We start from the raw sequence: 12,216 nt of genomic DNA, 5'->3' as shown, positions 1-12,216 counted from the left end.
CCCCGCTCGCGCCTGCTGGCCGGGCGGCGGGGCTCTTCGGTGCGAGGGGGAGGGCGGTGACGACGAGGGGCGGGCCGCTCCCCGGGGCTGGCGGTCGGCCGCCGGGCCGCTCGTGGTCCTGGCCTCCCTTTTTTTCGCGTTCCGGGCATACCGGGCGCGCCGGGCGGTGTTCGGGCATCGTGAGTGGTGATACCGCCACGCAATGTGCAATCAGGTGGCGGTATCACCACTCACGATGGAGAACCGGCCCTTCCGGAGCGGTCTCCGGCGGGCCGGGCCCGCCGGGTGTCCTGTTCGTCCGGATCGGGAAGGGGGTGCGGGCTCCGCGGGCGCCCGCAGCGGCGCCCGGGGGTGGGCGGGTGTGCGGTGGCGGCCAGACCAGAACCGGATTCGGTGCCCTGTACCCCTCTTGCCGGAACCCCGAACCCGTTAACGGCGCTCTCGGTCACTCCGGGTGACCGGGAGCGGGCCGACACCGGCACGAGGCCCGGCGCGGGCGGACGCGCTGATCCTCCTCCGTCGCCCCGCCCGCCTGGATGTGCGGACGAACAGGGGTAATGCGGACATCGTGGTACCGAATCCTGTTCTGGTCTGGTCGGGATCGCACCCGGGGGCCGTCTCGGGGCGTCGATCAGCGCGCTCCCGCCCTCCCCGCCTCTGTGACGGTGCGTATTGTCCCAGGTCAGAAGGGTGTCCGTGATCGGATGGGGGCCGGCACGGGCCGAGGGGTGCCCCGCGGGCGCGCGCGGGCGGCGACCGGGCACCACCACGCGCTCTTCCCGGACCGTGGGGGCCCGGCGGCCGACCGGCAGGGCCGGGGAACCGCCCCGCTTCGTCGTCTCCGCTCCCGTCCTGGCACTGTAACGACCTACCGCCCGGCCGGTATGCGTGAGCGGGGTACCCCGCCGTGCCGTCGCCGCCTTCCCCCTGACACTGAAGAGCGCCGCCGCCCGGCAAGCAGGCTGGAGCGGGGTGCCCGCCGTCCCGTCGTTGCCGATGTTCCCGGACCGCGAGAGACCCGGCAGCCGACCAGCGAGGCCGGGGAACCGCCCCTCCTCTTCGTCGCTGCCCTCCCCTGACACTCCGACGGCCCGCCGCCCGACCAGCAGGCCGGAGCGGGGAACCAGCCGGGTCGTCGTCGCTGCTCATTGCCCCGGTGCCACCGGCCGCCCGGCGGCCGACCGGTGGCACCGGGGAACCGGCCTGCCTTCTCGTGGCTGCCGATCTCCCTGCACTCAGGCGGCCCGCCGCCGGTCGGTGGTCGAGACGGTACGTCGGTGCCTCCGGCCTCGGACCCCTCGAACGGGGAAAGGCGGCACGGGGGCGCGCTGCCCCGTGCCGCCCTCGTGCCGCTTTCGGTCTGCGACCGCTCGTGCTCAGCCGCCGAAGCCGATGGCGGTGAAGACCTGAGCGGCCAGCACGCCGCCCACGATCGGGGCCACGACCGGGACCCAGGCGTAGGACCAGTCCGAGCCGCCCTTGCCCGGGATCGGCAGCAGCGCGTGGGCGATGCGCGGCCCCAGGTCGCGGGCGGGGTTGATGGCGTACCCGGTCGGCCCGCCCAGGGACAGGCCGATCGCCAGCACCAGGAAGCCCACCAGCATCGGCGCGATGCCGGTGCCGAACAGCACCGTCAGTTCGCCGTTGCCCATCGGGTTCACGTTGGCGTTGATCCCCAGGATGCCGAAGACCAGCATGAAGGTGCCGATGGTCTCGGTGGCGAAGTTCGCCGGGATGTTGCGCACCGCGGGCGCCGTGGAGAACACGCCGAGCTTGGTGTCCTCGTCGTCGGTCTCCTTCCAGTGCGGCAGGTAGGCCAGCCACACCAGGACCGCGCCGACGAAGGCGCCGGCCAGCTGGGCGGCGAGGTACCCGGGCACCTGCGACCACGGCAGGTCGCCGATGGAGGCCATCGCGAACGTCACCGCCGGGTTGATGTGGGCGCCGCTGTACTGGCCGACGACGTAGACGGCCATCATGACGCCCAGGCCCCACCCGAAGGTGATGACGATCCAGCCGCCGTTGTTGGCCTTGGACTTGGCGAGGGTGACGCCGGCGACGACGCCGCCGCCGAGGAGGATGAGAATCGCGGTGCCGATGAATTCGGCCAGATAGACCATGGGAAGCCTCCGTGCGGGCAGGGGTGCCAGCGGGCGCGCGCGGGCGGCCGCTGCTGGTGGGGGAGAGGTAGGGGGTGGGAGCGGCGCCCGTTCCGGGGGCCCTCGCCGGGGAGGGCCCCCGGAACGGGCGCCTCGGTGCGGGCCGCCCGCTCGGGGGCGGCCCGCACCGAATCCGTGGGACCGCGCGGCGGCGCGGTCGGCGGGTGCGCCGTTCGTCCCGGTGGGCCGCCGGGGCCCGGGCGCCGGGGAGGGGCGCTCGGTGGGGCGGCGCGCGGGCCGTGGGGGAGCGGTCCGCCTTTCAGGAAGTCGGACCGGTGGGCCCGCCCAGACCTGCCCGGTGCCGACGTCTACCGGGGGCGCAGGGCGCGGCCGGGGGGTCAGGCGTTGTCGTGCTCGACCCAGCCGAGGGTGCGCTCGACGGCCTTGCCCCAGTTCCGGTACTCGCGCTCGCGCACGTCGGCGTCCATCTTGGGCGTCCACTCGGCGGCCTTGTGCCAGTTGGCGCGCAGGCTCTCCATGTCCGGCCAGAAGCCGACCGCCAGGCCGGCGGCGTAGGCCGCGCCCAGGCAGGTCGTCTCGGCCACCATCGGCCGCACGACCTCGACGTCCAGCACGTCGGCAAGGATCTGCATGAGCAGGTTGTCGGCGGTCATGCCGCCGTCCACGCGCAGCGAGGACAGCTCCACGCCCGAGTCCGAGCGCATCGCGTCCACGACCTCGCGGGTCTGCCAGGCGCTGGCCTCCAGCACCGCGCGGGCGATGTGGCCCTTGTTGACGTAGCCGGTCAGGCCGGTGATGACGCCGCGCGCGTCGCTGCGCCAGTGCGGGGCGAACAGCCCGGAGAAGGCCGGGACGACGTAGCAGCCGCCGTTGTCGTCCACCGTGCGGGCCAGCGTCTCGATCTCGGCGGCGCTGGAGATCAGCCCCAGGTTGTCGCGCACCCACTGCACCAGCGAGCCGGTCACCGCGATGGAGCCCTCCAGCGCGTAGACCGCCGGGGCATCGCCGATCTTGTAGCCCAGGGTGGTGAGCAGCCCGTTGGAGCTCATCACGGGCTCGGTGCCGGTGTTGAGCACCATGAAGGTGCCGGTGCCGTAGGTGCCCTTGACCTCGCCGGGGGAGAAGCAGGTCTGGCCGAACAGGGCGGCGTGCTGGTCGCCCAGCGCGGAGGCGACCGGGACGCCGTCCAGGAAGCCGCGGGCGTTGCCGTAGACCTCGGCGGAGGAGGTGATCTCCGGCAGCATCTGGGACGGGATGCGCATGGCGTCCAGGATCTCGGCGTCCCAGTCCAGCGTGTGCAGGTTCATCAGCATGGTGCGGCTGGCGTTGGTCACGTCGGTGACGTGCCGACCGGTCAGCTTCCAGATGATCCAGGTGTCCATGGTGCCGAAGAGCACCTCGCCGCGCTCGGCGCGCTCGCGCAGGCCCTCGACCTCGTCCAGCAGCCAGCGCAGCTTGGGGCCGGCGAAGTAGGTGGCCAGCGGCAGGCCGCAGCGCTCGCGGAACCGCTCCTGGCCGATGCCGCCGGCCAGCTCGCGGGTGAGGGCGTCGGTGCGGGTGTCCTGCCAGACGATGGCGTTGTGCACCGGCTCGCCGGTCTCGCGGTCCCACACGACCGTGGTCTCGCGCTGGTTGGTGATGCCGACCGCGGCCAGCTGGGAGGGGGCCAGGCCGCCGGCCTCCAGGGCCTCGCGGACCACGATCTGCACGTTGTCCCAGATCTCGGTGGCGTCGTGCTCGACCCAGCCGGGCTGGGGGAAGATCTGGCGGTGCTCGCGCTGGCCGACGGAGACGATCCGGCCGTCCTGGTCGAAGACGATGCACCGGCTGGACGTGGTGCCCTGGTCGATGGCGGCAATGTACTGGGTGGTCATCCGGTCACTCGCCTCTGGGAAGGGGACATCGCTGGCCGGACCGGCAGCCCCCGTGCGCGCCCGGATTCACACCGGTTCACGTGAGCGCTCGATCCGCATGACGTACGACAATGTAGTACGAATGGAGCCAAGTGTGAGCCGTGTCTCCGGAGTTGTCAAGCGGGAGTGGGAAAGCGCGGTGGCGGCCGAGGTTACCGTTCAGGATCGTCACACACCAGGGTCGCCGACCGTGTCGCCGCCGGTGAGCGGGGGTGTGCGGTCGGTGAGAGGGTGAGGGGGCGGCCGCGGCGTCGGGAGGGTCCGGGCGGCCGGAAGGGAGGGGCCGCGCCTTCTCCCGGGGCGGTCACCAGGAGTGCGCGCCCAGCTCCCGGGAGATGGACCGGGCCGCGTCCCGCACGTAGGAGACCAGCTCCATGCGCGGGCCGCCGCCGTCGGCCCCGTGCACGCGCTCCACGGCGCCGGAGATGCCCACCGCGCCCACGGTGGTGCCCCGGTGGTCGCGGATCGGCGCGGCGATCGCCACCTCGCCCTCGATGAGCTCCTCGTCCTCCCCGGCCCAGCCCCGGGCGCGCACCCGGTCCAGCTCGGACAGCAGGTCCTCGGGCGAGGTCAGTGTGGCGGGGGTGAACCGGGCCAGGTCGAGGGGGTGCCCGTTGCCGTCCTCCAGCGGCCGGCCGGGCCCGCCGTCCTCGGCGGGCACCGGCATGGCCAGCGGGTCGAACGCCATCAGCGCCTTGCCCAGGGCGGTGGCGTGCAGCGGCAGCAGCGAGCCGACCTCCAGGGTCTGCGTGCTGTCGTCGGGCCGGAAGACGTGGTGCACGACGAGCGCCTGGCCCTCGTGCAGGGTGCCGATCCGCACGCTCTCACCGCTGCGCGAGGCCAGCGAGTCGGCCCAGTTCAGCGCGCGGGTGCGCAGCTCGTTGCCGTCCAGGTAGCGGGTGCCCAGGCGGAGCAGCCCGCCGCCGAGGCGGTAGTGGCCGGTGGCCTCGTCCTGTTCGACGAATCCCACGTGCTGCAGGGTGCGCAGGATGCCGAGGACCGTCCCCTTCGGCAGCTCCATGCTCCGCGAGATCTCCGCGAGGCTGAGCCCCCGGGCCCCGCCGGCCAGGAGCCGGAGGATCCCGGCCGCGCGCTCGATCGACTGGATCCTTCCAGGCATGCGCGTGACCACTTCCTAGTACGACAATGTCACACGCAATCCTACTGGAGTGTGTGAGGCAGGCTACTCGCAGGCCGGTGCGTCGGGGACCGTGCCCCGGCCCCGGTGTCCTCCGCGGGCGGAAACCCGCGGGGGACACCAGGGTCTCAGACGCCGGTCGGCCGCTGGTCAGCGCGGGTAGCGGATCTCCACGCGGCGGTTCTTCTCCCGGCCCTCGGGGTTGTCCTCACCGTCGATCTGATTGGGCGCGACGGGGTCGGCCGAACCGTGCCCCTCGGTCTCGAAGGTGACGTCCACGCCGTCGAGCAGGGAGGCCAGCTCCTTCTCGACCGCTTCGGCGCGCTGCTCCGACAGCGGGACATTGCGGGAGTCGGAGCCCTTGGAGTCGGTGTAGCCGTCGATGTCGACGGTCTTGCCGTCGGCCTCCTCACGGAGGATGTCGGCGGCCTCCTCCAGCGCCTCCTGCGCGTCGCCGCTCAACTCGGCCTCGTCGAACTCGAACAGCACGTCGGCGGCGAGCGTCACCACCCGCTCCTCTGAGTTCTCCTCGTCCTTGAGCGACCCGTCCGCGTTCTCGGTTCCGTAGGTCAACTCCTGCACCGGGGCGGAGATGTCCAGGACGGGGGCGCTGATGTCGTGGACGGGGATCGTCTCCGGAGGGCCCGCGTCCACCTCGGCCACGATCTCCTCGGGGCCGTCCTCGTCGGCTTGGGCCGCGGTGGGCACCCCCAGCGCGAGGAGCGCGGCGGGCACCGCGAGCAGCCGCGCACGCGGCCTAGGAGAGCGGAACATTGTCGAACGTCCCTACCCTGGGGATCTTCACGTCCAGCGTCTCGACCTCGCTGGGCGGGGCACCGTACGTGGCGCTGAGCAGGACCGAGTCGTCGGGCTCAAGAGCGAGGAACCTCAGTCCGCCGGAGCACACGCACGCGTCGTCCGCGTCACGTGCGACGAGGTGCACCTTTCCGTTGTCGGAATCGACCAGCTTCACCCCTGAGACGTCCCGGTCACCACCTGGGCTGAAGGTGTTGGAGATGATGTCGCTCTCGGAGTCGCCGATGTTGGTCACGGAGAACGTCAATTCGACGGTCTCCCCGCCACGGGCGAGCGAGTGCAGGGCGACGTGCAGATCGGTCTCCAGCGTCGACACGTCCTGGCTGGCGATGGTCTCCCGGGCATCCGCGTCGCCCGGTTCGACCTTGCCGGCGTTGACCGGCTGTGCCTGGTCGGCGCCTTCTCCGCCTTCTCCGCCCTCGTCGTCGCCGCCGAACATCGAGCAGCCCGCGAGCGCCAGTGCGAGCACCCCGGCCGCGGGGACGGCCGCGGCGGATCTGAGCCGTGCGGTGTTCCTGATGGGGATGTGCATGGGGGAGACGTTAGCGCCCGTGACGCGCGGAGATCGCGGTCGGTCCGCGTCCGAATCCGGACAGTGGACACACCGGACCGTGGACACAGAGGACGGGGGAGAACCCGCGCCACCCGGGTCGGCCCCGCGCCTTCCTCAGCCCAGGGCGCCCAGGGCCAGCCCCGCCGTGAGAAGCGCGCCGAAGGCCATCTGCAACTTGCCCGTCTCGCCCAGGCCCAGGATCAGATCGCGCCCGGTCTGCCCGCCGCGCACCCGGCGCAGCGGCCGCACCGCCAGCGGCGCCGCCAGCAGCACCAGCGCCGCCCACGGGGTGACGGCGACCGCGAACAGCGCGATCACGAACGCCCCCACCAGGCACGCCTGGTACAGCAGCCGGGTGCGCCCATCGCCCAGCCGTACCGCCAGGGTGATCTTGTCGCTCTCGGCGTCGGTGCCGATGTCGCGCAGGTTGTTGATCACCAGCACCGAGCAGGACAGCAGGCCGATGGGCACCGCGGCCGCCCACGCCTGCCAGGGCACCGAGCCGACCTGCACGAACACCGTGCCGACCACGGCGACCAGGCCGAAGAACACGAACACCGACACCTCGCCCAGCCCCCGGTAGCCGTAGGGCGTGCGGCCGCCGGTGTAGTACCAGGCGGCGGCGATCGCGGCCGCGCCGAGCAGCAGCAGCCACCAGGACGAGGTCGCCACCAGCACCAGGCCCAGCACGCCCGCGGCCGCGAAGCAGCCCCAGGCCGCCAGCAGCACCTGCCGCGGCGGGGCCGCCCCCGAGCCGGTCAGCCGCATCGGGCCGACCCGCTCCTCGGTGTCGGTGCCGCGCACCCCGTCGCTGTAGTCGTTGGCGTAGTTCACACCGACCTGCAGGGCCAGGGAGACCAGCAGGGCCAGGGCGGCCTTCCACCACACGGGCGCGCCGACGCCGACCGCCGCTCCGGTCCCGACGGCCACCGGGACGATCGAGTTCGGCAACGTGCGGGGGCGGGCCCCCGCGACCCACTGGCTGAGCGTGGCCACGCGTGCGTGTTCCTCTCCGTGCGAGCGCTCCGGTCCCCGGTCGGGCGCGGCCCGCTCCGGACGGGCGGCCCCGGGGAGGCGCGTGCTTCCCGGTCAACCGTAGCGCCGGTCAGGGGCGGTCCGCCCGCCGTCCCCTGCCGTGGAGGCCGGTGGGGAACGCGACGGGCCGGGCCCTCCGCAGGGTGTGCTCCGTGGCGGTGCGTCCGCCGCAGACGGTCGCCGTTTCCGCGTGGAGTCGGGGAGATGCGAGGGGCCGGCGGCACGCCTCACCTGCGGCGGATCCCCGGGAGCCCCGCCCGCGGTGCCCCCGGGAGTCCGCTCGACGCGGAGGCGGCGGCCGTCCCCCTCCGGCATCGGCGATCCCGGCCGCCGGAGGATCGAACGGCCGGGGTGACCGGGGCCACCAGGGTCAGGCGGGCGGGACCGGAGGGGGGTCGGCCGCGATCGCCGCGTGCAGGCGGACCATGGGCAACAGGCCGCCGGCGTCCACCTCGCGGCGGGCGCCGTCCGGACGCCACCCGGACCGCTCGGCGAAGGTGCGCAGCGGGTCGCCCTTCTCCGCGACCCACAGGTGGACGGTGCGGAAGCCGTCGTCGACGAGGTGGTCCACCGCCGCGTTGAGCAGGCGGCTGCCGTGCCCGGTGCCCGCGTGCGCGGGGTCCACGTGCAGGGCGTAGACCTCGGCGTCGGTGGCCGGCCACCGGTCGGGGTCCTGCGCCGGGCCGAGGGCGGCGAACCCCACGGTGATCCGGCGGACCCGGCCGGACGCCGCACCCGGACCCTCCGGGGAGGTGTCGGTGGCGACCAGCATCCGGTGGCGGGATGTCGGAGGGCGGCCGATCGCGGCGCTCCACTGCTCGCGGAAGGCGCGTCCGGCCTCTTCCCCGGTCATCTCGGCCAGGACTTCGGCGGGGAGGCGCGGTCCGTAGGCCGCGCGCCAGGCCGCCACCTGGATGCGGACGATGTCGTCGACGTCCTCGGCGCGTGCGGCGCGGACGAAGCGCTGGGACCGGTCCTCCTGCGCGGAGGAGGACGGCTCGTGCTGGGGGGTCATGTGCTCATCGTCGCAGTCCGCACGCGCGCAGGGCCAGCGGTGGGCCGACGGCGCTCCGGCACCGGGAGGCGGTGCGCCCCCGGCGGACGCGGGGCGGAGCCAGGCCCGTGGCCGGGTCGGGACTGGGCCGGGACCGGGTAGGGGGCCGACCGCCGGGACGGGAACGGCGCACGTCCGCTTCCAGGCCGACGGCCGCCTCTGGGGCGCGCGCTCCCGAGGCCCGCCGCCCCGGGCCCCTTCACGGCGGCGGGTCGGCCGTCCGGTCTCCGTCGGGACGCCGGGCGGGCGAACGGCTCCGACGGCTCCGGCGGCGGAGCCCCCGACCCGCGGGCCGGGGGGACCCGGAGATTCCCCGGAACCAGGTCGGGGGACGTTCGACACAGGGCCTGTGCGTGGGACCATCGGGGGCGTGAGCATCATCATCCGCATCCTCGTCAACGCCCTGGCCCTGGCCGCAGCGGCGTATCTGATCACCGGAATCGAGATCGCCCCCGGGAAGCCGGCCGCGGAGCAGATCGTCACCTACGCCGTCATCGCGATCATCTTCGGCGTGGTCAACGCCGTCATCAAGCCGATCGTGAAGACCGTGGGGTGCGCCTTCTATGTGCTGACCCTGGGGCTGGTGGCCCTGATCGTGAACGCGCTGCTGCTCATGCTCACCGCGTGGGCCGCGGGGCTGTTCGGGTTCGACTTCCACATCGAGGGCCTGTGGTCGGCGGTCCTCGGCGGGATCGTGATCGCGGTCGTGAGCTGGCTGCTGAGCCTGGTGCTGCCCGACGGCGACGACGACTGAGCACCGGCCGGGGCCGCGGCACGGCCCGGAGTGCACCCGTGGGGAGGCCGGAGGGCCTCCCCACGGCGGTGCGCCCCCCCTGGCGGGCCCTGTGCCGTCACCCGGGTCAGTGCGCGGCCAGCACCAGCACGAGGGCGACCGCAGCCGGGACCGTCTGCACGAACACGATCCTCCGGCTCGCGGTCGCGGCTCCGAACAGGCCCGCCACCACCACGCAGGCGAGGAAGAACACCGAGGCCTGGAACCCCACCGGGTCGGGCGCGAACGCGCCCCACACCAGCCCGGCGGCGAGGAAGCCGTTGTACAACCCCTGGTTGGCCGCCATCGCCCGCGTCGACGCGGCGAACTCCGCGGTCGTGCCGAAGACGGCACGCGTTCTCGGGGCGGTCCACAGCAGCATCTCCAGCACCAGGATGTACGCGTGGAGCGCGGCTATGAGCAGGAGTGCGGCCGTCGCGGCGATGGTCATGGGCGCAACGCTAACCGCGAGGGCCCGTTCGCCCCGGGAGCGCCGCGCTCAGCTCAGGAAGGTGATGCACAGGGCCGCGGCGGCGATGGCGAAGACCATCACCACGCCGCTGTAGCCGAGCACCCGGCCCGCGCTCAGCCGGGTCAGCGCCAGCAGCGGCAGCGCCCAGAAGGGCTGGATGCCGTTGCTGAGCTGGTCGCCCATGGCCACCGCCATCACGCCCACGCCGGGGTCCAGGCCCAGGGACTCGGTCGCGCTGATCACGATCGGCCCCTGCACCGCCCACTGGCCGCCGCCGGAGGGCACCGCCAGGTTCACCAGGCAGGCGCTGATCAGCGCCCAGAACGGGTAGGTGAGCGGGGTGGAGAAGGAGACGAACCACGCCGCGATCTGCTCCAGGAGCCCCGAGTGCTCCATGATGCCCATGATCCCGGCGTAGAACGGGAACTGGACGATCACCGACGCCGCGCTCTTGGCGCCCTCGGCGGCGGCCGACGCGTACCCGGCCAGGGTGCCGTGCAGCCCGAGCCCGGCGATGAGGAACGTGAAGTTGAGCAGGTTGAGGTCCAGGCCGACGATGCCGCCGCGGACCAGCTCCGGGACGAGGTAGACCAGCCCGGCCGCGACGACCACGAGCACCGGAACGCGGCTGTGCATCAGCCGCTGGGCGGGGGTGAGGGCCCGGCGCTGCTCCCGGGTGAGGGCCGCGCCGCCCGGCCCCGCACCGGGCCCCTCCGCGTCCCCGGGCGCGTCCTCGATCTGCTCGGCGTCCTCCGGCCGCGGGTGCATGCTCATCAGCAGCAGCGGCGCGCCGATCAGCATCACCGCGAGGAAGACCAGGTTGAACGGCTGGAAGAGCGTCTCGCTCAGCGGCAGCACGCCGATCTGCTCCTCCAGAAAGTGCCCCTCGGTGTTGACCAGCAGCGGGGCCGAGCCCGACAGGCCGCTGTGCCACACCATCAGGCCCGTGTACCCGGCTGCGGCCAGCAGCGGGAAGTGCGCCCGGATGCCCCGCTCCCGGCACGACCGGGCGACCTCCACGGCCAGCAGGGCGCCGGAGATCAGGCCCAGGCCCCAGTGCACCGCGCCGAGCAGCGTCGCGCCGACGGCGGTCAGGGCGCACGCCGACAGGGGCCCACGCGGCAGCGCCGCCAGCCGCCGGATGCCGCGCCGGGCGGGCGGCGAGGACGCCAGGGCATAGCCGGTGACCAGCACCAGCGCCATCTGCATGCCGAACTCCAGCAGGCCCCAGAACCCGGTGTACCAGTCGTCGACCAGTCGGAGCGGCCCATGGTCGGTCAGACCCAGGGCGAGGAGGTAGACCAGCACCGACAGCCCGATCGCGAACACGAAGGCGTCGGGGATCCAGCGCGTACTGAACGCCGCGAGGGCGTTGCCGAACCGGCGCATAGGGGGATGTCCCGTCTGTCTCAATCTGCCTCATGGGGGCGGATCGCCCGTTGACAGCCGGAAAGTGTGTTGTGTGCGTCACATGAGAGTCAAGGGGGTCAGCCCCTTCATGCGGGCTCGAACGGGTTGAGGCAGGGGACCCCCGTCCGTTCGAAGTCCTTGATGTTTCGTGTGACCACGGTGAGGCCGTGGACGTGCGCGGTCGCGGCGATGAGTCCGTCGATCTCGGGAAGGCGGTCCGGAGCGCTCATCCGGGCCCATGCTTCGGCGATTTCGAGGGTGATGGGAAGGGCCCGCCGATCGAACCGCCTCGTCAGGAGTGTGATCCAACGATCCAGTGCGGTTGCTCGGGCGGCGTCGCGAGGGCGAATGATCTCGCATCCGCGCCGGATCTCACCGAGGACCATGACGCTGGTGAACAACTGCGCCCCCTCGACGGAGGAGAGCCAGGCCGTGACGTGCGGGTCGGGGACGGACCTCCTGGACTCTCCCAGCACGCCGGTGTCGAGCAGGTAGCTCATCGGGTCCCGGGCTCTTTCTGCTCTTCGGTGGTGTCGATTTCGAGAGGGAAGCCAAGGTCGCGTGGATAGCCTCGCTCCGCGACGACCTGCTCCAGTGCTTCGGCGAACATGTCGTCCCGGCCCATGGGATCGAGGAGGAGGTCCTTGACGCCTGCGTCCCGGCTCTGGAGATGCCGGTACTCCTCGATGGCGATCACCACCGCGACGTCCTCGCCGTGCTTGCTGACGTATTGAGGCCCTTCGTCCTGGACCGACCTCAGGAGGGCGCTGAATCTCTGCTTCGCCTCTTGGACCTGCCAGTGCATCGAGGTTCCTTCCGGGCGCGCGACGCGGTCACCATGGACAGTCTCGTCTGTCTCGACCGATTCGGCGAGGCGGTGGCGGGCATCATGGGGCATCGGCGTCGTATACGTCACCGCTCCCGTCCCGCGCC

The 12,216-nt window shown here is 72.9% G+C and carries 13 protein-coding genes; 2 read left to right on the top strand and 11 right to left on the bottom strand.

The features are described 5' to 3' along the window. A partial coding sequence (locus tag D450_RS34240) for a hypothetical protein (protein ID WP_206539645.1) occupies window positions 1-190 on the top strand: 190 nt, incomplete at its 5' end. A gap of 1,186 nt (window positions 191-1,376) precedes the next feature. Here the strand turns inward: D450_RS34240 and D450_RS0100765 are convergent. The 7 genes from D450_RS0100765 to D450_RS0100735 form a co-directional block, all read right to left on the bottom strand. Beyond that, the gene (locus D450_RS0100765) at window positions 1,377-2,120 is read right to left on the bottom strand and encodes an MIP/aquaporin family protein (RefSeq protein WP_017536773.1); all 744 of its coding nucleotides are present in this window, start codon (window positions 2,118-2,120) and stop codon (window positions 1,377-1,379) included. A 377-nt stretch (window positions 2,121-2,497) separates the two neighbouring features. Next, window positions 2,498-3,994 carry a glycerol kinase GlpK gene (gene glpK / locus D450_RS0100760; RefSeq protein ID WP_017536772.1) on the bottom strand — a complete coding sequence of 499 codons (1,497 nt, stop codon included), beginning with the start codon at window positions 3,992-3,994 and terminating at the stop codon, window positions 2,498-2,500. 343 nt (window positions 3,995-4,337) lie between these two features. Next, on the bottom strand, window positions 4,338-5,153 hold the full coding sequence (locus D450_RS0100755) for an IclR family transcriptional regulator (protein WP_017536771.1): 816 nt from the start codon (window positions 5,151-5,153) through the stop codon (window positions 4,338-4,340). 168 nt (window positions 5,154-5,321) lie between these two features. Then, a complete protein-coding gene (locus tag D450_RS0100750) occupies window positions 5,322-5,945 on the bottom strand; it encodes an OmpA family protein (RefSeq protein WP_241483004.1) in 624 nt (207 codons plus the stop codon). Continuing rightward, complete coding sequence (locus D450_RS0100745; RefSeq protein WP_017536769.1) at window positions 5,929-6,519, bottom strand: fimbrial protein; 591 nt, start codon at window positions 6,517-6,519, stop codon at window positions 5,929-5,931. The genes D450_RS0100750 and D450_RS0100745 overlap by 17 nt, the downstream gene beginning before the upstream one ends. A gap of 135 nt (window positions 6,520-6,654) precedes the next feature. Next, a complete protein-coding gene (locus D450_RS0100740) occupies window positions 6,655-7,536 on the bottom strand; it encodes a 1,4-dihydroxy-2-naphthoate polyprenyltransferase (RefSeq protein WP_017536768.1) in 882 nt (293 codons plus the stop codon). Between the two features lie 409 nt (window positions 7,537-7,945). Continuing rightward, window positions 7,946-8,590: a GNAT family N-acetyltransferase gene (locus D450_RS0100735; RefSeq protein WP_017536767.1), complete on the bottom strand. Its 645-nt coding sequence runs from the start codon at window positions 8,588-8,590 to the stop codon at window positions 7,946-7,948. 409 nt (window positions 8,591-8,999) lie between these two features. On the opposite strand from D450_RS0100735, the gene D450_RS0100730 reads away from it, so the two are divergent. Further along, the gene (locus D450_RS0100730) at window positions 9,000-9,383 is read left to right on the top strand and encodes a phage holin family protein (RefSeq protein WP_026124282.1); all 384 of its coding nucleotides are present in this window, start codon (window positions 9,000-9,002) and stop codon (window positions 9,381-9,383) included. Between the two features lie 106 nt (window positions 9,384-9,489). Here the strand turns inward: D450_RS0100730 and D450_RS0100725 are convergent, their stop codons facing one another. From D450_RS0100725 to D450_RS0100710, 4 genes are all read right to left on the bottom strand, one after another. Beyond that, the gene (locus D450_RS0100725) at window positions 9,490-9,852 is read right to left on the bottom strand and encodes a DUF1304 domain-containing protein (protein ID WP_017536765.1); all 363 of its coding nucleotides are present in this window, start codon (window positions 9,850-9,852) and stop codon (window positions 9,490-9,492) included. A gap of 48 nt (window positions 9,853-9,900) precedes the next feature. Next, window positions 9,901-11,262, bottom strand: a complete 1,362-nt coding sequence (locus D450_RS0100720) for a short-chain fatty acid transporter (protein WP_017536764.1) — start codon at window positions 11,260-11,262, stop codon at window positions 9,901-9,903. Between the two features lie 107 nt (window positions 11,263-11,369). Beyond that, on the bottom strand, window positions 11,370-11,783 hold the full coding sequence (locus tag D450_RS0100715) for a type II toxin-antitoxin system VapC family toxin (RefSeq protein WP_017536763.1): 414 nt from the start codon (window positions 11,781-11,783) through the stop codon (window positions 11,370-11,372). Further along, window positions 11,780-12,181 carry a type II toxin-antitoxin system Phd/YefM family antitoxin gene (locus D450_RS0100710; protein ID WP_241483003.1) on the bottom strand — a complete coding sequence of 134 codons (402 nt, stop codon included), beginning with the start codon at window positions 12,179-12,181 and terminating at the stop codon, window positions 11,780-11,782. The genes D450_RS0100715 and D450_RS0100710 overlap by 4 nt, the downstream gene beginning before the upstream one ends. Between the last annotated feature and the right edge of the window lie 35 nt (window positions 12,182-12,216).

The sequence above is a fragment of the Nocardiopsis halophila DSM 44494 genome (assembly GCF_000341245.1).
In the GTDB taxonomy this organism is placed as follows: Bacteria; Actinomycetota; Actinomycetes; order Streptosporangiales; family Streptosporangiaceae; genus Nocardiopsis_A; species Nocardiopsis_A halophila.
Note: the sequence above shows the minus strand (reverse complement) of the source record. Positions and strands in the feature narration are given on the sequence as shown.